This is a genomic window from Corynebacterium sp. KPL2838 (assembly GCF_040225455.1).
Classification (GTDB): Bacteria; Actinomycetota; Actinomycetes; order Mycobacteriales; family Mycobacteriaceae; genus Corynebacterium; species Corynebacterium rhinophilum.
Genome location: NZ_JBEHFT010000004.1, coordinates 12,621 through 35,459, shown reverse-complemented (window position 1 = coordinate 35,459; position 22,839 = coordinate 12,621). Strand labels below are relative to the sequence as shown.

The 22,839-nt window shown below is 63.2% G+C and carries 23 protein-coding genes and 1 pseudogene; 9 read left to right on the top strand and 15 right to left on the bottom strand.

Annotated features, from left to right (window positions below; all coding sequences use genetic code 11):
• The first annotated feature begins 217 nt into the window (after window positions 1-217).
• From ABRP98_RS02315 to ABRP98_RS02295, 5 genes are all read left to right on the top strand, one after another.
• Entirely contained in the window at window positions 218-1,930 is a 1,713-nt protein-coding gene (locus tag ABRP98_RS02315; protein ID WP_349857233.1) for a carbon starvation CstA family protein, read from the top strand.
• On the top strand, window positions 1,914-2,171 hold the full coding sequence (locus ABRP98_RS02310; RefSeq protein ID WP_349857232.1) for a cory-CC-star protein: 258 nt from the start codon (window positions 1,914-1,916) through the stop codon (window positions 2,169-2,171). The genes ABRP98_RS02315 and ABRP98_RS02310 overlap by 17 nt, the downstream gene beginning before the upstream one ends.
• The gene (locus tag ABRP98_RS02305; protein WP_349857230.1) at window positions 2,162-3,103 is read left to right on the top strand and encodes an ArsA family ATPase; all 942 of its coding nucleotides are present in this window, start codon (window positions 2,162-2,164) and stop codon (window positions 3,101-3,103) included. The genes ABRP98_RS02310 and ABRP98_RS02305 overlap by 10 nt, the downstream gene beginning before the upstream one ends.
• Before the next feature lie 78 nt (window positions 3,104-3,181).
• On the top strand, window positions 3,182-4,501 hold the full coding sequence (locus tag ABRP98_RS02300; RefSeq protein ID WP_349857229.1) for a C1 family peptidase: 1,320 nt from the start codon (window positions 3,182-3,184) through the stop codon (window positions 4,499-4,501).
• A gap of 13 nt (window positions 4,502-4,514) precedes the next feature.
• On the top strand, window positions 4,515-5,816 hold the full coding sequence (locus ABRP98_RS02295) for a C1 family peptidase (protein ID WP_349857228.1): 1,302 nt from the start codon (window positions 4,515-4,517) through the stop codon (window positions 5,814-5,816).
• 135 nt (window positions 5,817-5,951) lie between these two features.
• Here the strand turns inward: ABRP98_RS02295 and ABRP98_RS02290 are convergent, their stop codons facing one another.
• From ABRP98_RS02290 to dacB, 13 genes and pseudogenes are all read right to left on the bottom strand, one after another.
• Window positions 5,952-6,563: a GNAT family N-acetyltransferase gene (locus tag ABRP98_RS02290; RefSeq protein WP_349857227.1), complete on the bottom strand. Its 612-nt coding sequence runs from the start codon at window positions 6,561-6,563 to the stop codon at window positions 5,952-5,954.
• Window positions 6,563-7,504, bottom strand: a complete 942-nt coding sequence (locus ABRP98_RS02285) for a pantoate--beta-alanine ligase (protein WP_349857226.1) — start codon at window positions 7,502-7,504, stop codon at window positions 6,563-6,565. Before ABRP98_RS02285 ends, ABRP98_RS02290 begins: the two co-directional genes overlap by 1 nt.
• A complete protein-coding gene (locus tag ABRP98_RS02280; RefSeq protein WP_349857225.1) occupies window positions 7,501-8,175 on the bottom strand; it encodes a Rossmann-fold NAD(P)-binding domain-containing protein in 675 nt (224 codons plus the stop codon). Before ABRP98_RS02280 ends, ABRP98_RS02285 begins: the two co-directional genes overlap by 4 nt.
• A complete protein-coding gene (locus tag ABRP98_RS02275) occupies window positions 8,176-9,261 on the bottom strand; it encodes a DUF6779 domain-containing protein (RefSeq protein ID WP_349857223.1) in 1,086 nt (361 codons plus the stop codon).
• Window positions 9,262-9,266: 5 nt separating this feature from the next.
• Complete coding sequence (locus ABRP98_RS02270; RefSeq protein ID WP_284770318.1) at window positions 9,267-9,740, bottom strand: DUF3180 domain-containing protein; 474 nt, start codon at window positions 9,738-9,740, stop codon at window positions 9,267-9,269.
• On the bottom strand, window positions 9,737-10,222 hold the full coding sequence (folK, locus tag ABRP98_RS02265) for a 2-amino-4-hydroxy-6-hydroxymethyldihydropteridine diphosphokinase (protein WP_349857222.1): 486 nt from the start codon (window positions 10,220-10,222) through the stop codon (window positions 9,737-9,739). Before folK ends, ABRP98_RS02270 begins: the two co-directional genes overlap by 4 nt.
• An 83-nt stretch (window positions 10,223-10,305) precedes the next feature.
• Window positions 10,306-10,680: pseudogene (folB, locus tag ABRP98_RS02260) on the bottom strand (dihydroneopterin aldolase); the annotation flags it as partial.
• A gap of 2 nt (window positions 10,681-10,682) precedes the next feature.
• On the bottom strand, window positions 10,683-11,642 hold the full coding sequence (gene folP / locus ABRP98_RS02255) for a dihydropteroate synthase (RefSeq protein ID WP_349857220.1): 960 nt from the start codon (window positions 11,640-11,642) through the stop codon (window positions 10,683-10,685).
• Window positions 11,643-11,683: 41 nt separating this feature from the next.
• On the bottom strand, window positions 11,684-12,292 hold the full coding sequence (gene folE / locus ABRP98_RS02250) for a GTP cyclohydrolase I FolE (protein WP_284770314.1): 609 nt from the start codon (window positions 12,290-12,292) through the stop codon (window positions 11,684-11,686).
• Window positions 12,293-12,303: 11 nt separating this feature from the next.
• Complete coding sequence (gene ftsH, locus ABRP98_RS02245; RefSeq protein ID WP_349857219.1) at window positions 12,304-14,712, bottom strand: ATP-dependent zinc metalloprotease FtsH; 2,409 nt, start codon at window positions 14,710-14,712, stop codon at window positions 12,304-12,306.
• Between the two features lie 12 nt (window positions 14,713-14,724).
• Window positions 14,725-15,312 carry a hypoxanthine phosphoribosyltransferase gene (gene hpt, locus ABRP98_RS02240; protein ID WP_005284864.1) on the bottom strand — a complete coding sequence of 196 codons (588 nt, stop codon included), beginning with the start codon at window positions 15,310-15,312 and terminating at the stop codon, window positions 14,725-14,727.
• A 12-nt stretch (window positions 15,313-15,324) separates the two neighbouring features.
• On the bottom strand, window positions 15,325-16,287 hold the full coding sequence (gene tilS, locus ABRP98_RS02235; protein ID WP_349857218.1) for a tRNA lysidine(34) synthetase TilS: 963 nt from the start codon (window positions 16,285-16,287) through the stop codon (window positions 15,325-15,327).
• On the bottom strand, window positions 16,288-17,574 hold the full coding sequence (gene dacB / locus ABRP98_RS02230) for a D-alanyl-D-alanine carboxypeptidase/D-alanyl-D-alanine endopeptidase (protein WP_349857216.1): 1,287 nt from the start codon (window positions 17,572-17,574) through the stop codon (window positions 16,288-16,290).
• A gap of 82 nt (window positions 17,575-17,656) precedes the next feature.
• On the opposite strand from dacB, the gene ABRP98_RS02225 reads away from it, so the two are divergent.
• Together ABRP98_RS02225 and ABRP98_RS02220 are read left to right on the top strand one after the other, a co-directional pair.
• Window positions 17,657-18,130 carry an inorganic diphosphatase gene (locus ABRP98_RS02225; RefSeq protein ID WP_284852300.1) on the top strand — a complete coding sequence of 158 codons (474 nt, stop codon included), beginning with the start codon at window positions 17,657-17,659 and terminating at the stop codon, window positions 18,128-18,130.
• Between the two features lie 271 nt (window positions 18,131-18,401).
• On the top strand, window positions 18,402-19,232 hold the full coding sequence (locus ABRP98_RS02220; protein ID WP_349857215.1) for an endonuclease domain-containing protein: 831 nt from the start codon (window positions 18,402-18,404) through the stop codon (window positions 19,230-19,232).
• Window positions 19,233-19,274: 42 nt separating this feature from the next.
• On the opposite strand, the gene ABRP98_RS02215 is transcribed toward ABRP98_RS02220, so the two are convergent.
• Window positions 19,275-20,675, bottom strand: a complete 1,401-nt coding sequence (locus ABRP98_RS02215; RefSeq protein ID WP_349857214.1) for an FtsX-like permease family protein — start codon at window positions 20,673-20,675, stop codon at window positions 19,275-19,277.
• Window positions 20,672-21,358, bottom strand: coding sequence for an ABC transporter ATP-binding protein (locus ABRP98_RS02210; RefSeq protein WP_349857213.1), 687 nt, complete (start codon window positions 21,356-21,358; stop codon window positions 20,672-20,674). The genes ABRP98_RS02215 and ABRP98_RS02210 overlap by 4 nt, the downstream gene beginning before the upstream one ends.
• Between ABRP98_RS02210 and ABRP98_RS02205 the strand changes: the two genes are divergently transcribed.
• On the top strand, window positions 21,357-22,166 hold the full coding sequence (locus tag ABRP98_RS02205) for a sensor histidine kinase (protein ID WP_349857211.1): 810 nt from the start codon (window positions 21,357-21,359) through the stop codon (window positions 22,164-22,166). The genes ABRP98_RS02210 and ABRP98_RS02205 overlap by 2 nt on opposite strands.
• Window positions 22,163-22,831: a response regulator transcription factor gene (locus tag ABRP98_RS02200; RefSeq protein ID WP_349857210.1), complete on the top strand. Its 669-nt coding sequence runs from the start codon at window positions 22,163-22,165 to the stop codon at window positions 22,829-22,831. The genes ABRP98_RS02205 and ABRP98_RS02200 overlap by 4 nt, the downstream gene beginning before the upstream one ends.
• The last annotated feature ends 8 nt before the right edge of the window (window positions 22,832-22,839 follow it).

Genomic DNA, 22,839 nt, shown 5'->3' with positions numbered 1-22,839 from the left:
GTTTAAGCACCCACCGCGCGGCCCTCGTTCCTCTCGGAGCAGGGGCCGTGCTTTTCGTCTATCCACTGCGACTGAACTAAGAGGTGTACTCCGACCCGCCTGCCAAATATAAATCTGCCCACCGGTCTCCCCCACAAGCAAATAGATACGTGAGTTATGGCATACTGTCCGCACGTGTGAGACACGCCACCTTCCCGCCTATGAGGAGACACACACTATGAACTCTCTTGTCCTCGCCATTGTCGGCATCGCGATGATGGCCGCCGGCTACCTGCTCTATTCCAAGTTCCTGGGCAAGAGCATCTTCCGGTTATCTGAGAACTACACCACCCCGGCGCACCGCCTCAAAGACGGCGTGGATTATGTTCCCACCAATAAATATGTGCTGTGGGGCCACCACTTCACTTCCGTGGCGGGTGCGGCACCGATTATCGGCCCGGCAGTGGCCGTCATTTGGGGCTGGCTCCCGGCATTCCTGTGGGTCACGTTAGGCACCTTCTTCATCGCCGGCATGCACGACTTGGGTGCGCTGTGGGCCTCGCAGCGACACAAGGGTCAGTCGATTGGTACGTTGTCGGGGCGCTACATCGGCAAGCGCGGGCGCAACCTCTTCCTCATCGTGATCTTCTTGCTGCTGCTCATGGTCAATGCCGCGTTCGCCGTGGTGATTTCGAACCTGCTTATTTCCACGCCCTCGGCGGTCATTCCTACGTGGGGTGCCATTGCCGTCGCGCTGCTGATTGGCCAGGCCATCTACCGCCTGAACTGGAACCTGCCGCTGGTCTCCCTCGTGGGCGTGGTGGCGCTGTACTCGCTGATGGTTTTGGGCGACCGCTTCCCGGTCGTGTTGCCGGAGACGGTCCTGGGCATTCCCGCCAACGGCGTGTGGATCATCCTGCTATTTATCTACGCCTTCATCGCTTCGCTGCTGCCTGTGTGGGTGCTGCTCCAGCCGCGCGATTACATCAATGGCCTGCAGCTTTTCGTGGGTCTTATCATCTTGTACGGCTCCTTTCTCATCACCCGTCCGGAGCTTGCCGCCCCAGCCGTGCGCGAGAACGTTCCTGACGGCACCCCGGGGATTTTCCCGCTGCTTTTTGTCACCATCGCCTGCGGCGCCATCTCTGGCTTCCACGGCATCGTGGCCTCGGGTACCTCGTCTAAGCAGATTGATAAGGAAACCGATGTCCGCTTCGTGGGTTACTTCGGCGCTGTAGGCGAGGGACTGCTGGCGCTCGGCACCATCATCGCCACCACCGCTGGCTTTAAGACCCTGGTGAATTGGGAGGAAATCTACGCCGAGTGGAACGCCGGCGGCGTCAATGCCTTCGTGCAAGGCGGCGGCGCGCTGATGAACGAGGGCCTGGGCATTCCCACCTCGCTGTCTGCCACCATCCTGGCGACGATGGCCGTGCTCTTCGCCGCCACCACCATGGACTCCGGCGTGCGCCTGCAGCGCATCGTGGTCCAGGAAATTGGCGAGATCATGGGCATCCGCATCACGGCCCTAGTCTCTACCATCATCGCGGTGGGCCTGGCCTTCGGCCTGACCTTCTCTGCGGGCGCGGACGGCTCCGGCGGCATGACCATCTGGCCGCTCTTCGGTACCACCAACCAGCTCATGGCCAGCCTGTCCTTGGCCATCGTCGTGGTCATCCTCACCCATCTGCGTCGGCCTACCCTGCCGGTTATCATCCCGCTCATCTTCGTCACCATCATGTCGCTGTGGGCAGCGCTGCTACAGCTCAAGTCCCTGTTTGCGGATCAGAACTGGCTGCTCTTCGGCATGGACGTCGTCATCGTCATCGCCTCCATCTGGGTCATCGTGGAGTCGATCGGCGCTATCTCCAACGCGCGCAAGGAACCGCCTTTGGAGTGGACCGATGATGATACCGACGCTCCCCTTCCCCAGCATGCTCGACAAGCTTAAGGCCTTCGGCGCGGGGCTCAACGAGTTCTACCAAGCCCCGTACCGCGCCGTTTTTGCCAAGGCCCAGCAGCAAGAAGATGACCTATTTATGATGCTGGTGGCCTCGGAGGCGCTCGGCATCCCCAACCCCGCCAGCTACTACACGCTGGAGCTATTGCCGCTGATCTACGAAGATTTCCACGCCTGGCACACGCGCATGGGCATGGATAAATCACCCCTGGAGAATATTCAATGCTGCTAGAAACCGCGCCCATCATGTTCTTTGGCGGCAAGGGCGGCGTGGGCAAAACCACCCTCGCCACCGCCACGGCCCTGTCCCTTTCCCAGGACCACAACGTGCTGTTGGTCTCCACGGATCCGGCGCACAACCTGGGGCATATCTTTGATGCCACGCTTTCCGATGCCCCCACTCACCTCACCCCCTCCCTCTCCGCCATCGAGCTCGATCCTGCCCGCGCCACCGAGGAACACCTCGCGAACGTGGGCGCCTCGATGCGCCGCTTCATGCCGGAGCACCTGCACGGCGAGGTAAAAAAGCACTTAGATTTGGCCCGCCAATCCCCCGGCACGCAGGAGGCGGCGCTCTTGGAGCGCATGGCCACCTTGGTCGCAAACGCTAACGAGTATGACTACCTCATCTTCGATACCGCCCCGTCCGGTCACACCTCCCGGCTGATGGCCCTGCCAGAAATCATGGCTGCCTATACCGATGGGCTGCTTGCCCGGCGCGAGAAGTCCGATAAATTCGGCTCATTGGTGCGCGGGATGTCCGCGGAGTCCGGCACCGATAATGATCCGGTGGACCGGCGCAACCAGGAAATCCGCGCCACGCTCTTCCAGCGCCGCGAGCGCTTCGAGCACCTGCGCACTGCGCTGACCTCAAAGAAGACCGTGTTCCACATCGTGCTCACCGCCGAGCGCCTGCCCGTCTTGGAGTCTTCCGAGTTCCACGCGGATCTCACCGGCAATGGCGTGCGCGTCGGTTCCATGCTGGTCAACCGCCGCACGCCCGCGGACCAAGGCGAGTTCTTGGCATCCCGGCGCGCCGCCGAGGACGAGGCCCTGGCGCTCTTGCACGATAAGCTTCCCGATACCCCGGTCCACGAGATCCCCTGGCTTCCAGAAGAGGTGGGAAGCCCCGAAGCCGTGGCGCGGCTGGCGGAGCATCTATAGCGATTTGTCGCGATCTCTAACGGCCCATCCAGCACCCAGCGACCTCGGGTGAGATCGCAGTCTGCTAAAACGGTGAATATGACTTTGCTCACCAATGACTTCCTGTCCCAATTGCGCGAGGAGGCTGCGGCGGACTCCCAGCTGCGCATCGCGCGCAATGCCATTACCAGCGTAGGGGTGGCCAAGGCGGCCCTCGACCGCGACCGCATTACCGCCCTCTACCCCACCACCGAGGTAAAACTCGATAGCCTCGGCGTCACCGACCAGATGCGATCCGGACGCTGCTGGATGTTTGCCGCGCTCAACGTGTTCCGCCACCGCGCGGCCAAGGAGCTCAATATCGATGACTTTGAGTTTTCCTTTACCTACCTGCAGTACTTCGACAAACTAGAGCGCGCCAACTTCGCGCTCAACCAGCTGTTGGATCTCACCGAGGATGGCACCGACTGGGATGACCGCGACGTGGCTACTTCCCTCGAGCTCACAGGCGAAGACGGCGGCTGGTGGTCATTTTTCACCAACCTCGTGGACAAGTACGGCGCCGTCCCGGCTGAGGTCATGCCGGAGGTGCACTCGTCCGGCCACACCGACCAGATGAACCGCGATATCGCCACCATCATCCGCCGCGCCGCGCACCGTGCGGTGGAAGGCGAGGGGGATCGCGGGGGCATTATCAAGCAAGCCCGCACCGATATCCAACGCGTGCTCGCCATTCACCTGGGCGCCCCGCCCGAGGAATTTACGTGGAGCTACCGCACCAAGGACGAGCAATTCTTCCGCGTGCATTCCACCCCGCGCGAGTTTGCGGATAAGTACCTGCCGAAGTTGGACGAGTACGTCGTGCTTGCCGATGACCCCCGTACCACCAACGACAAGCACCGCTACTACACCAGCGCTGGAGTAAATAACCTCGCCGGTGGACAGGCCGCCGGTTACCTCAACGTCGATGTGGACGAGCTGCGCGCCGCCGCGCGCGCCAGCATCGACGCCAGCGAACCGGTGTGGTTTAGCTGCGATGTCTCCCGCCAGTTCTCCTTCCAGAACGCCGTGTGGGACGAAGGCCTCGTTGATACCGATGGCCTCTACGGCATCGATTCCACCATGAGCAAGGAGGAGCGCTTTACCTCCGGCGAATCTGCGCCCACCCACGCGATGGCGCTGACCGGAGTTGATGGTGCACCCCGTGCATGGCGCGTGGAGAACTCCTGGGGCACCAAGCCACCGGGCAAAGACGACGCCGACGAGGTACCCGGCAAGGGCTTTGCCACGATGTCGGATGAATGGTTCGGCGAAAACGTCTTCCACATCGCCGTGCGCAAGAAATTCCTCACTTCCGAGCAGCAACAAGCACTAGAGACCGAGCCCGTTGAGCTTCCCTTCTGGGACCGGATGAACTAAGGAGCATCGAAAAATGAATGAGATCAATCCACAGGAAGTTCACACCACCAACGCCACGCTTAGCAGCGAGCCGGTCATTAGGGCGGCGCGGAATGCGGTGGCGCAGGAGGGCATCGATAAGCTGAGCGTCGACCGCGACCTCGTGCGCGAGCTCACCACGGCGACCAGCCACAAGCTCGATAAGTGGGGGGCGGCCAACCAGAAAGCTTCTGGCCGCTGCTGGATTTTTGCGGGCCTGAATTCCCTGCGCGGTGACATCATGGACCGCACCAACATCAAGGATTTCGAGCTTTCGCAGACCTACCTGTACTTCTACGACAAGCTGGAAAAGGCCAATTGGTTCCTCACCGCGGTAGACGAGCTCAAGGAGCGCGATATTACGGACCGCACCTTGACCAAGCTCATGGACGACCCCATTGGCGATGGCGGCCAGTGGTCCATGTTCGTCTCGCTGGTGGAAAAGTACGGCGTGGTGCCCAAGTACGCCATGCCGGAGACCGCGTCCTCCGAGTCCAGCGCCATGCTCAACCGCAACCTGCAGACCGTCCTGCGCCGCGCCGCCCACCAGATCCGTGCGGGCAAGTCTGGGGCGCAGGAGCAGGCGCTTGCCGATGTCTACCACATCCTCACCGCCAACCTCGGCCTCCCGCCCACAGAGTTCCAGTGGCAGTACCGCGATAAGGACGATAACTTCCACCGCGAGGGCACCTATACCCCGCAGGACTTCGCCCGCGAATATCTCCCGAAGGACCTGGGCAAGTATGTCTGCGTGGTCAATGACCCGCGCAATTCCTACGGTGAGCTCTACACCGTGGATTACCTGGGCAACGTCGCCGGTGAAAAGGTCACCTACCTCAACGCCCCGGTTGAGGTATTGCGCGATGCCACCCGCTCTGCCATCGAGGATGGCCAGCCCGTCTGGTTCGGCTGCGATACCAGCCAGCAATCCGATGCCGATAGCGGTGTCTGGGCCAAGCGCCTGCACGATTATGAGGGGCTGTATGGGGTGGAAATGGGCATCGAGAAGCCGGACCGCCTCCGCCTCCACGAGTCCCTGATGACGCACGCGATGGTCTTTACCGGCGCGGATATCGCCGAGGGCGGCGACGTCACCCGCTGGCGCGTGGAGAATTCCTGGGGCACCGAGAAGGGCGATAAGGGCTTTTGGACCATGGCCGATGACTGGTTTGACGAGTACGTCTTCGAAATCGCCGTCCACCCGTCCCGCCTGCCTGGGCAATACCAGGAAGCGCTCAAGTCCACCGAGATCACCACCCTGCCGGCGTGGGATCCGATGGGCGCGCTGGCGAACTAACGTGGCGCGGCGCCGGGAGGACCCGCGCCGCGAAAAATCGCATCGCGAAGATTCGTGCCGCGAAGTCTGTAGCGTTCGCCGATGTAGATGCGTTGCGTGAAGCTGCGCTCGTTTGCGTGGCGTGACGCGGTAGCCTCACGCCACGTGGCGGACGTACAGCATGCAGGTAAGGTCGCGGTCCTTATCGATGGAGATTTCCTTCTCCCCCACCCGCTCAAAACCGCGGGAATCGTAGAACTGATAGGTGCAGCCATCATCGGTGTAGAGGTAAATATCCTTGCCAGGGTGGCGCTCCTCAAAGGCCTCAAGGAGCGCGGTGCCCACGCCCTTTACACCCGAGTTCGGGTCAGCGACGAGGAAACCGATCTCGCCGTCCACAGTGTTTTCGGCCAGGTAGCTTAACAACATGTCTTCGTTCGCGGCATCGTAGTCCTCGCGGTGGCCGCCAGGGCGCAGGCTATTGAAGAGATCCACGGCCTTGACATAGGCCTTGCGCCACCACGGATACGGCAGCGCTGGATCGCCTTTAATCGATGCCAGAATCACGCCGAGGAAACGCCCATCATCGGCGTAGGCGGCCAAGATATCGGTGGCCTGGGCGCGCTCTAAATCCCAAAAGTAGCGGCCATAGGCACGCTCAAAACGCGGATTCTTCACAAACCAGTGCAGGTGCATGCCTTCGATGGCAAACTCAATCGCCTTGGTCTCATCGCGCGGGTCAAGGTCGCGGATGTGAATTTCGGTCATTAGTCCTCCGGGGATGGGTTTTGTTCGCGCTGCTTTTCGCGCTCGAGCTCGGCCTTAGCCTCGTGCTCTTCAATATTAGTGAACCCAATCCCCAACGGCAGGCCAACGTTGTCAATTAATCTAACTCCGCCAATGGTGGCAGCGACTAGCAGGCGGGCATCGCCCTCGGCAGGCGGCTCGCCCAGGTCGCGGCCTCGTACTTCTAGGTATTCCGGTTCAACACCGGCGGCTTCTAGGACACCTGCGGCAACCTCGCGGACCTTATCCGCGCCTGCCTCTGCGGCGTGTGCACCAGCGGTAAGCGCGGCGGAGAGGGCGGCTACGTCCTCGCGCTTATCCTCGGGCACGCGCGTATTGCGCAGGCTCATCACCACGCCATCGGGCATGCGCACGGCGGGAACGCCCTGCACGCGAACCCCAAGGTGCAAGTCCTGCACCGCGTGGTGAATGGCCAAGAGCAGCTCGTAGTCCTTCTCACCGATAAGGACATCGGTGGGCGAGAGCGCCATCATCAGCGTGAGGTAGAGGGTGAGCTCGCCGGATAGATCGGGCTCTAAGCCTGCGGACGCGGATTCAGCATCAGGCGTCTGCTCGGCAGCGGCGGAGTTCGCGGCGTCGTGTGCGTCCGTGACGCTGCGAGGCGAGATGGTAATCCGGCGGCCATTGGGCCAGAGCTTCTCGGGAGTATAATCCCAGATGACATCCACGCCCTCGGCGCGCAGGAGATCTACGTCCTCGCCGCGAGGCTCTTGGAGAGCCACGACGGTCATCGCGCCACGAATACGGCGAGCCGCTCGCACCAGCGCGATATGCCCTGCATGCACGCCGGTGGTCAGTGGTACGAAGGCCACGGGGCGACCGGTCTTGCGCAGGGCGCTTCCCACCATGCGGATGCGATCGACCTCGCTGACAACGGTGGCTTGTCCCATCTTCAAGCTCATCGGGATTCCTCCTGCAAGGCCCACATTTCTAATTCGGTGCGGTCTTCTACTTCGCCTAAGCGCCGAGCGGTTTCTAAGTAGTGGCGGCGCATTCCGGGATCCGTGGCGCCGCGGTAGGCCGCAATGATGTCCTCTGTATCGATATCGAATTCAGACGGTGGGATCTCATCGAACTCGGCAAAGAAGTTGGCTTCTACGGCCGCTGCTAGGTGCAAGCGGCTGAGCATTTCTATGTAGTAGAAGCGGGCGGCGAAGGCGGGACGCTCGGCATCGGAAAGCGGCACTGCCTGTGCCCGGAATTCGCTCAATACGAAGTCAGCAATGTTCTCGCCCAGCTCATCCAGCGTGGATACTGCCCAGCGCCCGCCCGCCATGGGGGCGACGGCCGCCACGATGCAACCGTGAGTCTCCAGCGGATCAAGGCCTTGCACGCCCCGGGACAGGCAGGTGTGGAAAGCGATAAGCCCCTTGTGCACGTGGTCCTCGACAAGCTCTACGGCAGCATCCAACCGTGTCTCACCCACCGCTAGAATCAGCGCCTGGAAGGAGCCAAGCTCGGCCGGATCATCAAGCATCTCCACGGTATGGCCGGCGCGCTCCATGGCATTGGCTAGGGAAATCCCGGCGAGGCTGCGCCCGAAAAGGGCAACGCGCATGCGCGGTGGACGCATTTATTTATCCTTCTTCATCTGTGCCAGAAGCTCCGAGACGGACACGGAACCATCGCGCTGTTCATCGCTGCGGCGGCGACCACGGGTCTGCTGCTGGCGGCGCGTGGCCGCTTGCTTCTGCTCAGCAGCCACGTGGTGTCCCGAGCCCTTGTATTCCTCGCGCGCATCCTTGCCGGTGGTCTGCTGCGGGATGTTCTGGGTCACCGCATCGGAAGCCTGCTCAGCTGCGGTATCAGCCTCTGGCTTGCGGTGGCTACCGCGGGCGCCAGAGTGCGCCGCGCTGCCGGTTCCCGCGGGCTGGGAGCCCTGGCGCTTGATGTCAGAATCTCCGCCCGCATCCCAGCGTACGGCCTGGAAGCTGCCGGTATCGAAGGAAACGTCCTTTGGCTTCTGGTCCGCGCTGGCTGGCGTGGGGGCATCGGCAAGCTGCTCGGCGTGGGCGGGCTTAGCGGCGTTATCGGTCCGGGAAGAGCTGCGCTGCGCGCGGGTGTTTTCGCTGATGATGTCATTGAGCGGGTTCGAGTCCGCATGCGCGCCGGAGGGTTGATTGCCCAAGCGGCCAGCGATGGCATCGGCAGACGGCGCACCGGAAGACGCCTGCTCAAAGTCGACGTTTTCTTCCCTGCGGTGGGACGCCGCGGCGGTCTGTGCCTCCAGCTCCATGATGCGGCGCGCCTCCGCGTGCAAGGCGGCGGGCTCGTAGGTGAACTCGTGGCCGGACAAATCCTCGATTTGCTTGCGGATAGAAGCGAGCTCGGTGCGGATCTCATCGAGGATCTGCTGATCCGGCAGCTCCTTGCCCTCGGCCGCGCGGGCCTGCTTGAGCTCCGCGCGGTGGGCGCGCTCCTGCAGCTCCAGCTTGGTCACGGATTCCTCGGCCTGGCGGCGGTAGCGCATCACCAAGAAAAAGCCCACTACCGCGGCCCACAGGGCGGCAATCAGCGCAATCTTGAGCGCCGCTGCCGAGCCGGAAATGAGCATGACGATGCTGGCGATAACGGCCAAGATGACGAGGGCGATAATCCCAATTTGTCCCCAATCCGGCGAGGACGACGAGTTTTTGGAAGAAGAGCGCGGCTGAGTCATGTTCCCTAATGTACCGCTTGAAGCCCGTCCGGTGGCGGCGGGGTCTCGCAGTGTCGCTCCAATCGCAGGCCAGCCGCGGACATGACGATGCCACCAATCGCGGATGCGAGCACTCCCACCAGATCATCAGAAGCCGCGACAAGGGTGCCCGCATTCGGGATGACGTAGACCGCCACCCCTGCATAGAGCCCGCCGACGATCGCACCCGTCCACGCCGAGGCCTTGCCCACCAGCATAAACTGCGCGATGGTCATGGGATTAAGCTGCGAGTTATCCAACCCGATGCCGTGATCCTCATCGGTGGCCTTATCTACCTTCCAGGTAAGCCCCAAACACACCACCACCATGAGCCACAGCGTGGCTGAGACCGTGACTGGGATGGCCATCATGGAGCCATAAAAGCGCGTGGTGAGGATGGCCGCCGCGGCGGCCATGAATACCCCTACGCCGATAAGCGCACCGAACGAGGTTCGTTTCATAACTCCTCCATCAGGCCCAAGCGGTGGATATCGGCGGTCTCCTGCGGGTTCAATGCGGAAACCAGCGTGGAGACATCCTTTCCCTTCAATTTAGCAGCGCCATCGGCGGCTAACCAGGGAATAAGCACGAATGCGCGCTCGTGGGCAAAGGGGTGCGGGACGGTAAGTTCCGGATCGGAGGAGCTGTAGCCCTCAATATCGACGATGTCCACATCCAGGGTGCGCGGGCCCCAGTGGCGCACGCGCACGCGCTCTGCCGCTTCTTCCAGCTTCTGGCCGCGCCGTAAGAGCTCCAGCGGGCTCTCTTGGACGTCCACGATGAGCACCGCATTCAAAAATTCCTCCTGGTCAGTTACTCCCCACGGCGGGGTGGCATAGACGGGCGAGGCCGTCACGATGTCCTCACGGAACTCCGTAAACACCGTCCGCAAAAGCTCCACGCGGTCATCCATATTGGAGCCGATGGATAGTACCGCGCGCATTACTTACTCCCGGGGTTCGTGCCGGGGCACTGCACGTCGGCTCCCTTCGGAGTCCCCTCCTGCGAGGCGGGCCGTGGGGCACCGGTGCGCGCGTGCTTGCGGGAGCGGCGGGCGACGACGGCGACATCGGCAAAAGTGCGCGGTATCGGCGCCTTGGGCTTGTGCACGGTTACTTCCACCGCGTGCAGGTCTGCAAAAGAAGCCATGATGGTATCGGCCACCTCGCTAGCGACGGTCTCGATGAGGTCGCGGGAGGGGCCTTCGACGATGCTGGCGGCGACATCGGCAAGCTCTGCGTAATTGATGGTTTTGGTCAGATCATCGTGAGCTGCGGCCTCAGCAAACTCGGACCAGCAGGTGATATCGACGATGAAGGGCTGGCCGGTGCGCTTCTCCTCCTCAAAGACGCCGTGGTAGCCAAAGCATTCCAGGCCGGTTAATTCGATGCGATCTGCCATGGTTAATTCCTTTCCGTACCCATCGCGGTAGAGGTCACTGAGCCAGTGCCGGTGGCGGCATTGCGGTAGCTGCCGGTGGCATTGGCGCCGCCCACATAGGACTTGCCGGCGTTCCACGCGGCGGCCACGTCGACGGCATCGCGGGATACGCCCACCTCGTGCACACGCACGCCCCACGCACCCATCTGGGCGGAGATGGCGGTCACGGCGGCGGTGGCGGGATCAGCAAGCAGCGGGCTGGCCTCTACCCCGCGGTCTTCCCGGATGGCAGCGAGGAAGCGCTTGCGCGAGGCGCCCACCAAGATGGGGAACTCGCCATCTAGAAACTCGGGAAGGGCATTAAGTAGCGCCCAGTTATCCTGCGGGCTCTTGGCAAAGCCGAGGCCCAGGTCCAGCACGATATTTTCCTTCTTCACGCCCGCATCCAGGGCGTTATTGCTCAGGCGGGCGAGGGTCTCGTGCACATCGCGGACCACATCGCCGCCGTGATCCGCCGTGCCCGCCGCGGATCCGAACGCGCCTTCCTGCAGCGTGCGCCAGTGCATGAGGCAGACGGGTACGCCGGCGTCGGCCATGGCGGCATACATTTCAGGATCGGCGAGGCCGCCAGAGACATCATTAATCATGTCCACCCCGGCCGCGGCCGCAGCGGTAGCAACCGAAGCGCGCATCGTATCCACCGAGGTGCGAATGCCCTGCTCGTGCAGCGCCTGGATGACCGGGACCACGCGGTCGGCTTCTTCCTGCGCCTCCACGCGCACCGCGCCCGGGCGGGTGGATTCGCCGCCCACATCGATCATGTCCGCACCCTGTTCCACCAGCTCGCGGGCATGAGTGGTGGCGGCGTCAAAGTCGAGCCACCGCCCGCCATCGGAAAAGGAATCCTTCGTAACATTCACGATGCCCATGACGAGCGTGCGCTTCGCGATGGTCAATTCTCCAACTGAGGAAGCCGGGTGCACTGCGTTCTCCTTTTCGCTCGACAAACTCGACTGCGTACGCGCTACGTACGAATGAAACTGAGCACTTCCGCGCGCGAGGCCGCGTTATTTTTGAACCCGCCGCGCACCGCGGAGGTCGTTGTGGTCGCGCCCGGCTTGCGGATGCCGCGCATGGCCATGCACAAGTGCTCGCACTCGATGACGACGATGACGGATTGGGCCTCGAGGACATCCACGAGGGCATCGGCAATCTGCTGGGTCAGGCGCTCCTGGACCTGCGGGCGCTTGGCGTACATATCCGCCAGGCGAGCCAGCTTGCTCAGCCCGGTGACGTGCCCGTCCTTGCCGGGGATATAACCAATATGCGCCACCCCATAAAACGGCACGAGGTGGTGCTCGCAGGTGGAATAGATGGGAATATCGCGCACCAAGACCAGTTCTTGGTGATCCTCCGCGAAGGTCTTGTGCAGCACCTCCGTCGGATCCTCGTGCAGGCCGGCGAATACCTCTCGGTAGGCGCGGGCCACACGTGCCGGGGTTTCGCGCAGGCCTTCGCGGTCAGGGTCCTCGCCCACGGCAAGGAGCAGCTCGCGAACGGCCGCCTCCGCCCGCTCCTGGTCATACGGCGCGTGGGCGGGCACCTGCTGGTTATCAGTGTGATTTTCAGACATGCACGTACTTCTTACTCTTTATCATCGCGCGACTTTTCCGCATCGCGCGCGTAGGGATTATCGCGGTGGGAAGACTCATTCCAGCCTGGGGTGAACCATTGGCTGGTTTCTCCCTCTGGCTTGTGGTGCTTGCCCCTGCTTTCCGATGCCGAATCCGATCGCCCTTCCCAACCATCGCGCTCACCGCGTTCGTTGTGGTCGGCGTGGTCGTGGTCGCTCCGGTCGGCGCGGTCGCCGCGCTCGCTCTGGTCCGCGCGGTTGTTCTGGTTGTTTCGGCCGCTGCGGCCATCGCTGCGGCCGCTGCGGTTCTCGGAATCGCTACCGCCGCCGTGCAGCTCGCGCACTGTTTCGGGGTTCACGTAGTCGCCAGCGTGCTGGCCAAAGTTAAAGCCAACCTCGCCCTTGAGCTCTTCGCCGGCGAGGCGGCGCTCGCGGGCGGCCCGGGAGGCATCGAGAAGCGTCATGCGTTTAGGAAGCTCCTCGCCGCGCTCCTTGGCCAGCTCGACCGGCGTCTTGACCGGCGCATAACCAATCTGGCGCGGGAAACGATCGTCTTCGCCGGGGAAGACATCATAGGCATCGCGCGGCACGATGCCGTCGAAGATGCTCTCCAGGTCCGGCCGGCGCAGGGTCTCCTTCTCAAGGAGAGCCTCGGCCAGCTTGTCCAGGAACTCGCGGTTGGTGCGCAAGATATCGTAGGCCTGCTCGTGCGCGCGCTCGAGGAGGTAGCGCATCTGCTCGTCGATCTTGGCGGCAACGTCATCCGAGTAATCGATGGAGCCGCCGCCCCCGCCCATCTGGCTGAATGGATCGCCCTGCTCCTGGCCGTACTTGACGGTGCCCAGGTCGGGCGAAAAGCCATATTCGGTCAGCATCGCGCGGGCGATCTTGGTGGCGTTCTCGATATCGGAGGACGCGCCCGTGGTGGGAGCACCGAAGACCAATTCCTCGGCGGCGCGGCCGCCCATGGCAAAGACCAAGCGGGAAAACAGCTCATCGCGGGTGTACATGCCCTTGTCGTCTTCCTGCGAGGTCATCGCGTGGCCACCGGTGCGACCGCGGGCCAGGATGGTGACCTTGTACACGCGCTCGATATCCTTCAACGCCCACGCGGACAGCGTGTGGCCACCCTCGTGGTAGGCGGTGACCTTCTTCTCGTGCTCGGAGATGATCTTGCCCTGGCGCCGTGGACCGCCCACCACGCGGTCGGTGGCCTCTTCCAGCGCGTCGTAAGTAATGACGTTGCCGCCGATGCGGGCGGTGAGAAGCGCAGCCTCATTAAGCACATTGGCAAGGTCTGCACCGGACATGCCGGCGGTGCGCTTGGCCAGCTGCGCCACATCGACCTCTTCTGCCAAAGGCTTGTCCTTGGCGTGCACGCGCAGGATCTGCTCGCGGCCGGCCAGGTCCGGGTTGGTGACCGGAATCTGGCGGTCGAAACGGCCCGGGCGCAGCAGGGCCGGGTCCAAAATATCGGGGCGGTTGGTGGCCGCGATGAGGATAACGCCCTCGCGATCGCCAAAGCCGTCCATCTCCACCAGCAGCTGGTTCAGGGTCTGCTCGCGCTCATCGTGCCCGCCGCCGGTACCGGATCCGCGCTGGCGGCCCACGGCGTCGATCTCGTCCACGAAGATGATGCACGGGCTGTGCTCCTTGGCCTGCTTGAACAGGTCGCGCACGCGGGAGGCACCCACACCGACGAACATCTCCACGAAGTCCGAACCGGAGATGGAATAAAACGGCACGCCGGCCTCGCCCGCAACGGCGCGAGCCAACAGGGTCTTACCGGTACCCGGAGGGCCATAGAGCAGCACACCGCGCGGAATCTTCGCGCCCAGGTCGTGGTAGCGCGTCGGATCCTCCAGGAAGTCCTTGATTTCCTGCAGCTCATCCACGGCCTCATCGGCGCCGGCAACATCCTCGAAGGTATTGGTCGGCATATCCTTGGTCAGCTCCTTGGCCTTGGAGCCGCCGATGCCGAACATGCCGCCGGCACCCTGCTGCATGCGGGACATGAGCCAGAACAGCAGGCCGAAGAGGATGATCATCGGCAGCAGGAAGCTGAGCATGGAGCCCAAGAAAGATTCCTGGGTGACGTTGGTCTCGTACTTCTCCGCACCCGAATCCTTGACCGCATCAAAGACCTGCTCGGAGGCGCGTGCGGGGTACTGAGACACGATCTCTTCAACGCCCTCGCGCTCTTCTACCGTGATTTCATCCTTGAGCTTGATGCGCAGGCGCTGCTCGCGGTCATCAATTTCTACCTCGTCAACGTTTTTATCCTGCAGCTGTTTTAAGGCCACGGAGGTATCCGTGTCCACGTATCCGCGGGTCTCGTTGCTAAAGAACGTAAAGGCATACAGCGCTACGAGGATCAGCGCCGCAATGCCGCCGTAGCGAAGGAGTTTATTGTTTTTCATTACTGCGCGATTTTAGTTGGTGGTATAGACATCAGGGTGAAGGGTGCCCACAAAGGGCAGGTCGCGGTAGCGTTCCGCGTAGTCAAGGCCATAGCCAATGACGAACTCATTGGGGATATCAAAGCCCACATCGAGCAGATCGATCTGCGCCTTTACCACTTCCGGCTTGCGCAACAAGGTCACCACATTGAGTGACTTCGGGTTGCGCCCCTGCAGGTTGCGAATGAGCCAGGACAGCGTCAGGCCCGAGTCGATGATGTCTTCCACGATGACCACATCGCGCCCGGCGATATCGCGGTCCAAGTCCTTCAAGATGCGCACCACCCCAGAAGAAGACGTGGAGGCGCCATACGAGGAGACGGCCATAAACTCCAGCTCCGAGGGGATGGATAGCTTGCGCGCGAAGTCCGTCAGGAAAAAGGCCGCACCCTTTAATACGCAGACCAAAAGCAGGTCTTGCTCGGCGTCGGCATATTTCTCAGACACCGCATCCGCCAGCTGCTGGACGCGGTCTTTGATTTCCTCTTCCGTGATGAGGATTGCTTCTACATCGTCTCCGTAGCGGTTTGCGGGGACGGCGAAGTCTTTCTTGTCGTGCACGTGTGCGCTCCTTTAATGACCAGACAATAGTGCCAGTTTGCCACCTATACGTGCTACTTCCAACCTCTGCCCCGCCTGCCGCGCCGAACTCACAGCCACCGGCCCTTGTCCGTGCCAGTTGGTACACAGCTTGCCGATGCCCCCGATCCCCTCCCTCGTCACCTTCACTCCCCGCTCGATGAGCCAGGCTGCAATAGCGCGTCGGCGCCGCGGCTCCGGCAGCGCGGCCAATTCCGCACAGTCCGCGGTGGCCGGCGTGGCGAGGTATTCTTCATCGCGCGCGGTATCCATCGCCGCTTGCGCCAACGCCGGCACCGCATCACCGCCGATAACCCGCGACAACTCTGGGATGATCTCCCGGCGCAGCGCTACCCGCCGAAAATCCGTATCCGCGTTCTGCGGGTCCTGCCACACGTCCAGCCCCAGCTCCGCGCACGCGCCCTCCGTATCGGCACGGCGCACTTGAAGGAATGGCCGCACCACGCGCGCGCCTTCCACTATTGCCCGCTCCGGCATGCCGGCCACCCGCCCGCGCAGAGCGCCAAGAAGGAGCGTTTCCGCCTGGTCATCGGCCGTATGCGCCACGACAATCTCCAGCGGCCCTTCTCCCCCGCGTGCGACCGCGGACATTGCTCGGTAGCGCTCTTGCCGAGCCACCGCTTCCAGCGAATTCCCCCCCTTGTCCGGCACTTGCACTGCGAGCACTCGTGCCCGCGCACCCAAACTCTCTGCTTGCCGAGCGGCCTTCTCTGCCTGCTCACGCGAACCGTCTTGCAAGCCGTGATCCACGCATAATGCGATTACGTCGTGGCCCTCCGCGATCATCGCAGCGCAGAGCGCTAGAGAATCCGCGCCGCCGGATAGCCCCACCGCCACGGCGTGGCCCATCTTCGCCGCACGGACCGCTCGCCGACAGGCCAAAAAGTGCGGCGAGACCCGCGGCCAAAACGGCGTTACTCCAGGCTGTGGGCTCATTTAAAACTCGTGCAGCGCCGCGGCAAGGTCATCTTGGGCCGCGCGCGCCGCCATAATCTCGCCATCATTGACCAAGAACGCAAAGGAATACACGCGCCCGGATTCGCCCTGCGCGGTGCCCGCCAGCGCGGATATCCCCGTCAACGTGCCGGTCTTCGCTCGGACAAACCCGCGCGCCGCTGACTCCCCGTAGCGCTCGTGCAGCGTGCCGTCACCGCCTGCTACCGGCAAATAAGCAGCCAAGGGGCGCAGCTGCGGCTCCTCGACCGCGCCGTTGACAATCTCCGCCAGCACGCTCGCGCTCAATCGGTTATCTACAGAAAGACCCGAGTTGTCCTTGATATCCACGCCGCTCACATCGAACCCGTGCTCGCGCAGCACGCCCAGCGTGGCTTGGGTACCTGCTTGGAAGCTGGGGGTTTTGCCGCGGGCATCGGCAAGCTCGCGGGCAATAGCCTCCGCCATGACGTTATCGGAATGCCGCACCATCTCCAGCGCGCGCTCGCCTAGAGGATCCGACTCAACGCTGGCCAGCTGCTCTGTGCCTTCCGCCACCGTGCCGGGGGCGAATTTATCCGTGCCCAGGCGTTTGGCCAGCTCGCCCGCAACATCGAGGGCCGGGGTGTGGCTGCGCGGAACATCGCCCTCCGTATCGCCCATGCGCCCGCCGTACAGCATGGCCGGCTCCATGGGCGCGACGAAACCCTCGTCGACGTTTTCCGGATCCCAGCCCGGCGCCTGCGGCTCGCCCGCCCACGCGGAGGTATCGATGTACACGCCCGCCACCTGGATGCCGGTCTTTTTAATCTGATCCGCCAGGTCATCGAGCTGCTCGTTGGTCATCCAGACATCGCCAGCTGCCTTGATCACCACATTGTTCGGGTCCTTGCCGCGGTAGACCTTGGTGGTAATCCGCTTCGACTCATCCAGGGCCAGCGTTGCCGCGGCGGTGGTCAGCACCTTCGTCGACGAAGCCGGGGTCAGCGCCTTATCCGCATCGCTCTCCCAGACCACCGTGCCGGTCTCACTATCGATCACCTGCCCGCCAAAGGTAGCCAAATCCTCGCTCTTGCCCAGCTCATCGAGCTTTGCGCTGAGCGCCGCAAAGTCCACGTCCTGCGCCTTAGCCGGCTGCAGGGGATTTTCGGGGGCCTGCACCGTTTCGGCCTCGCCATGCGAAAGATCGCCATACTCGCGCTGGATGCTAACCCCCAGCGCAGCCGTACCCCCGACCGCCGCCGTGACCACCAGCGCGGTTACTGACCACCAAACCTTCTTAGCTTTCATCGCCACCAACCCTAGCGCGGATGGGCAACGCGCTAGACTATTGACAGTAATTAACACCCAATCCCACATGGAGGACAACACTGTGAGCGTTGACGTAACCATTGAAATCCCAAAGGGCTCCCGCAATAAGTACGAGGTGGACCACGAGTCCGGCAAGGTCTACCTGGACCGCTACCTGTTCACCCCAATGGCCTACCCCGCCGACTACGGCTTCATCGACCACACGCTTGGCGAAGACGGCGATCCCCTCGACGCCCTCGTCATCCTCCCCGAGCCCGTTTTCCCAGGTGTCATCGTTGAAGCCCGCATCGTCGGCGTGTTCAAGATGACCGATGAGGCCGGCGGCGACGACAAGCTGCTCGCCGTCATTGATGACCCACGCTGGGAGCGCTACCAGGACATCGACGATGTGGAACAGCACATCAAGGACGAAATCGAGCACTTCTTCGTGCACTACAAGGACCTCGAGCCCAACAAGGAAGTTTCCGGCTCCGGCTGGGGCGACAAGGCCGAGGCCGAGAAGATTCTGGAAGAGGCCAAGGCTCGCCTGAAGTAGGCTGCTGGGTTTCGGGGGCTGCGGGGATTTGGTCGCGGGTTTTTCGCGGCAAAGAATCCTGCTGTGGCGCCCAAGTGACCCTTTTGGCGCCCAGCTGATGCGTTTTTGCAAATAGGCCACGGAAACCGTGGGGTTTGCGGCCACTATTTGTTAAAACGCATCAAAAACACATCAAAAGGCACCAAGCAAACACAAAGCAAGCACCCAACCGCGCTGAATAAGCGCTCAAACCGGCCGCACAACCTTCGCTTCGGGGGATCGAGGGATACGAATGGAGATTTTTCGGGGGAAAAGTGCCGCTCAGCACGCGGTACGCCAAGGGGCCGTCCGGATTACGAACGGCTTCTGCCTGTCAGAGGAGCCGACGCCGAACCAGCTCGCGCGCATCATGAGCGAGCAATGGCCGGATTGCGCGCTCGACGGCTACTCGGCGGCGCTCAAGCACGTCGAAAAGCCGCTGCGCTTTCCGCTGGAGTTCCTGCGCAGCTCATCACTGCCGTCGAGTAAGTACTTCACTTCGCGCCGCGCCCGGCCGAAGGGCGCGTTGACCTGGGACGGCGTCACCGTGTGCAATCCGCTGCAGGCGGTCGAGGCTATGTCGGAGGATGATGCGGTCGCTTTTCTCGAGGACTTCTACTCCGGCAAGGACGGACTCCAACGGCTGGAGCTGAATAAGCTGGACTACCAGCGGTTTCCGCGGCCGGTAAAGCGTGCGTTGGACAGGGCGATCATCGGCACGGATAGCGTGCCGGAGCGCCAGTTAACGCGCGCCCTCGCGCCACATTTCACGGTGCAGAACAATATAAAAATAGGCCCCTACCACTGGGATCTGGTGATTAAGGAGCACAAGATTGCCATCGAGGTTGATGGCTACGCCTACCACCAGGGAGAAAACCGCCGCCAGTTTGAGTTGGACAGGCACAAGCTTAACGATGCCGTCCATCGCGGCTGGAAGCCCCTCCACTTCACCGCGACGACGATTGACCACTACCCGGATTTCGTGGTGCAGCAAGTAATGGCCACGGCAAAGAATAAGCGCCCCTTTGCGCGGCCTCCGTGGCAATGGCACCGCTTGTGGCGGCATGAAGGCGCGCGGCGTTAGAGCAAGGCCGGGCCCAGGGTGAGCGCAGCCGCCGGAAACCGGCTATTCCTTGCGGCGGCCGCTGCGGAGAACGTGGCCGCGCAGGGGCTCGACGAGCGCGATGGCGAGGAAGGTCACCGCCCAGCCCACGGCGAGGAAGCTGAAGGAAATGAGGAGCCTCCCGGCGAGGTCGACGCCTTCGTCCCAGACGATGCTCAAGAACATTATGCCGGCGATGCCGACACCGAAGAGGAAACCGAAGATACTGAGCGCGACGATGGGCCCCATCACGGCGAGGGCGTTCGTGCGGAATTGGAAGCGGCGCGGCACGCCCATCAGGCCGAGGGAGCGGATAAGTTCCTTGTCCTCGAAGGCTGATGATACTTGGCCGAGGAAGATGGACATGCTGGTCAGCGCGAAGCCGAAGAGCAAGGTCAGGACGACCCCGGTGGAGACGTCTCGGAACACGATGCCCGTTTCTTGTTCTTCTTTCATCGCGGTGGCAAGCGCATCGGTGCCATTGGGCGAGCCCATCAGGAAGCCGGCGAGGAAGCCGAAGAAGCCGATGGCCGCGCTTTGCCGCCAGGCGCGGCGGGCGTTGGCGCCCACGCGCTGGCAGGCCACGAGGTGTGCGGTGCCGGGGAGCAAAGCCAAAAGGCGCGCGCCGATTTGCAGGAGGTAGGGCGCGACCAGGTTGATGCTCATGATCACGGCGAAGAGCGGGACAGCCATGGAGATTTCGGGGGTACCGGATTGGCCTTTGAGCAGGACACCGCCGACGGTGACGATGAGGAGGAAGGCGATGAGGCGCCACCATCGGAAAGCGGCGGGCATCTGGCGTTTAGCCACGCCGAGGGGGCTGACGCGCACGCGCCACATGCCAGCAAGGGCCGCGGCGAGGGCGAGGAGGAAAAGGACTGCGGCCACCGCGAGGTATCCCCACCAGGGCAGGATGATTTCCTCGAAGGCGACGGGGCGGTCCTGGAATTTCACGTGCGTGAAGACAGGGGCGATGAGCACGCTGATGAGCCAGCCCAGCACTATGCCGATAAGCGCTTGGATGCCGGTCTCGACGGCGGCCATGCGCTCAACTTGGTGGGAGCTTAGGCCCAAAAGGCGGAGGGTAGACAGACGCTGTTCCCGGCCGGAGGCGCCGAGGACGGCGGCCTGCGCGGTCAGGTTGAACAGTGCCGGAACGATGAAGGCGCAGGCCATGAGCGCGAGGACGAACCAGGGCAGGAAGTAATCTTCCGGGGTGTCGCCGGCGGCGGCGCGCAGGGCGGGCACGGCGTCTTCTGGGTGATGAGCGCGCTGCCAGAACATCCAGGTGCCGCCGGCGACGAGGAAGGCGATGGCGGCGCCCAGCGTCAAGCTCACGATGGCGAGCACGCTGACGATGCCGGCACCGGAGCGGGCGCGGACGGATTCGCGCTGGAGGCCGAGGACTAGGGTCGCGGTGTTCATGGCTGCACTCCTAAGCGGCGGTCATCGTGAATGATGCCGTCGCGGATTTCCACGCGGCGCTGCATCCAGTCCGCCACCTTGGGGTCATGGGTGACCATGACGAGGCTGGCACCGGATTGGCGCACGGTGGTGGTCAGCATCTGCATGACCTCGTGGCCGGTGGCTTGGTCGAGGGCGCCGGTGGGTTCATCGGCAAAGACGACGCCGGGGTTGGCCACGAGGGCGCGGGCGATGGTCACGCGCTGGGCCTGGCCGCCGGAGACTTGGGCGGGGCGGCGGTCTGCGAGATCGCCGAGCCCCAGCTGGTCAAGCAGCGACAGCGCCTTTGCGCGGGCCGCGCGCCGGCCTAGACCGTTGAGCATGGCGGGAAGAGCGACATTGTCCAGGTTGGTCAGTTCCGGGAGCAGCTGGCCGTCTTGGAAGACGAAGCCGAAGTGGCGGAGGCGGGTGCGGGAGCGGGCGGCATCGGAAAGCGTGGAGATGTTTTCGTCACCGAAGCGGACGCTGCCGTCGGTGGGCGTGAGCACGCCGGACATGCAGTGCAGCAGCGTGGATTTGCCGGAACCGGAGGGCCCCATGATGGCGACGAGCTCGCCTGGGGTGATGTCCAGGGTAATGCCGGCCAGCACGGGGCCGCCGCCAAAATCCTTCGTGATGTCGTGGAGGGAAAGTGTCTGTGTCATGCTGTTCATTTCACCGTGCCGGGCGCGCTATTCCTACAGCGCTAAGGATACTTTCCAGGTAGTGCTGGCTTTACCCCTGCCCGGGGCGCGCGCGATTAGGCTTGGGGGCGTGTTTTTCAGCAAGAAGCAGGCCACCAGCAATGAGGAGCGGCAGGCGCGGGTCATCGCGGAGCTGACGGCTTCGCGCCGCGCGATTGCGGATGCCTACGAGGTAGAGCGCGCCCGCATCGAGCGGGACCTGCACGATGGCGCGCAGCAATATTTGGTGGCGGCAAGCATGAAGCTCGGTGAGGCCCTGCTGGATGCCACCGGCTCTGAGGCCGAGCTGCTCACCGCCGCCAAGCAGGACGTGGATCGCGGCCTGCGTTCGCTGCGCGCGACGGTGCACGGCATTCACCCGCAGGTCCTCCAGGATCACGGTTTGGTGGCCGCGCTTGCCGATGCCGCCTCCGCCCACGGCCCCCACGTCAGCGTCTACGCCCCACACCCGTTGCCGCGGCTTTCCGCCAGCGTGCTGGCCTGCGGTTATTTCTTCGGCGCCGAGGCGCTGACCAATGCCGCCAAGCACGCGCCCGGCGCGCCGGTTTCGGTGCTCATCACCTCGGATGCAGCGCTGCGTATTTCGGTCGTGGATGAGGGCCCAGGCGGGGCGCGGGTGAAGCCGGGGCGCGGGCTTGCCGGCATGGCCGAGCGGCTGGCAGCTTTTGGCGGGGAGATGTCGCTGTCCTCGCCGGAGGGAGGTCCGACGCGGGTAAGGTGCACGATTCCGCTCCTTTTGGAGCGTGGGCAGACGGGAGTATCAGCATGAGTGGATTGAGAATTGTGATTGCGGATGACTCCGCGATCCTGCGCGAGGGGCTCGCCGGGCTCTTGGAACGCCGCGGCCACGAGATTGTGGGCAGAGCGGGGACGGCGGTGGAGCTGGAGGGGGTCATCGGCAAGCTGAGTGCCCAGTTGCCGGATGTGGTGATTACGGATGTGCGCATGCCGCCGGAGATGGGCGATGATGGGCTGAAGGCGGCGGTGGCGCTGCGTCGCGCTTATCCGGGCCTGCCGGTGATGGTGTTATCGCAGTACGTGGCGCCGGCGTATGCGGTGGCACTGTTTGATTCTCCGGATGCGGGCACCGGGTACCTGCTTAAGGATCGCGTCTCTGAGGTGCGCGATTTCCTGGCCAGCCTGGAGGTGGTGGCCCAGGGCGGCACGGTCATCGATCCGACGGTGGCGCAGGCACTCATGCGCTCTGGGCGCAGCGGGTTGGGCGAGCTCAGCCCGCGCGAGCGCGAGGTACTGGAGTTGATGTCGCGCGGGCAGTCCAATAAGGACATCGCCGCCGAGCTGGTGCTCTCGAATGCAGCGGTGGCCAAGCACGTCTCCAATATCTTTACCAAGCTGCGCCTAGACCCCAGCGAGGATAACCGCCGCGTGAAGGCGATTTTGCAGTACCTGTCCGCGGCCACCTACGGCGGCTAGCGCGCGGC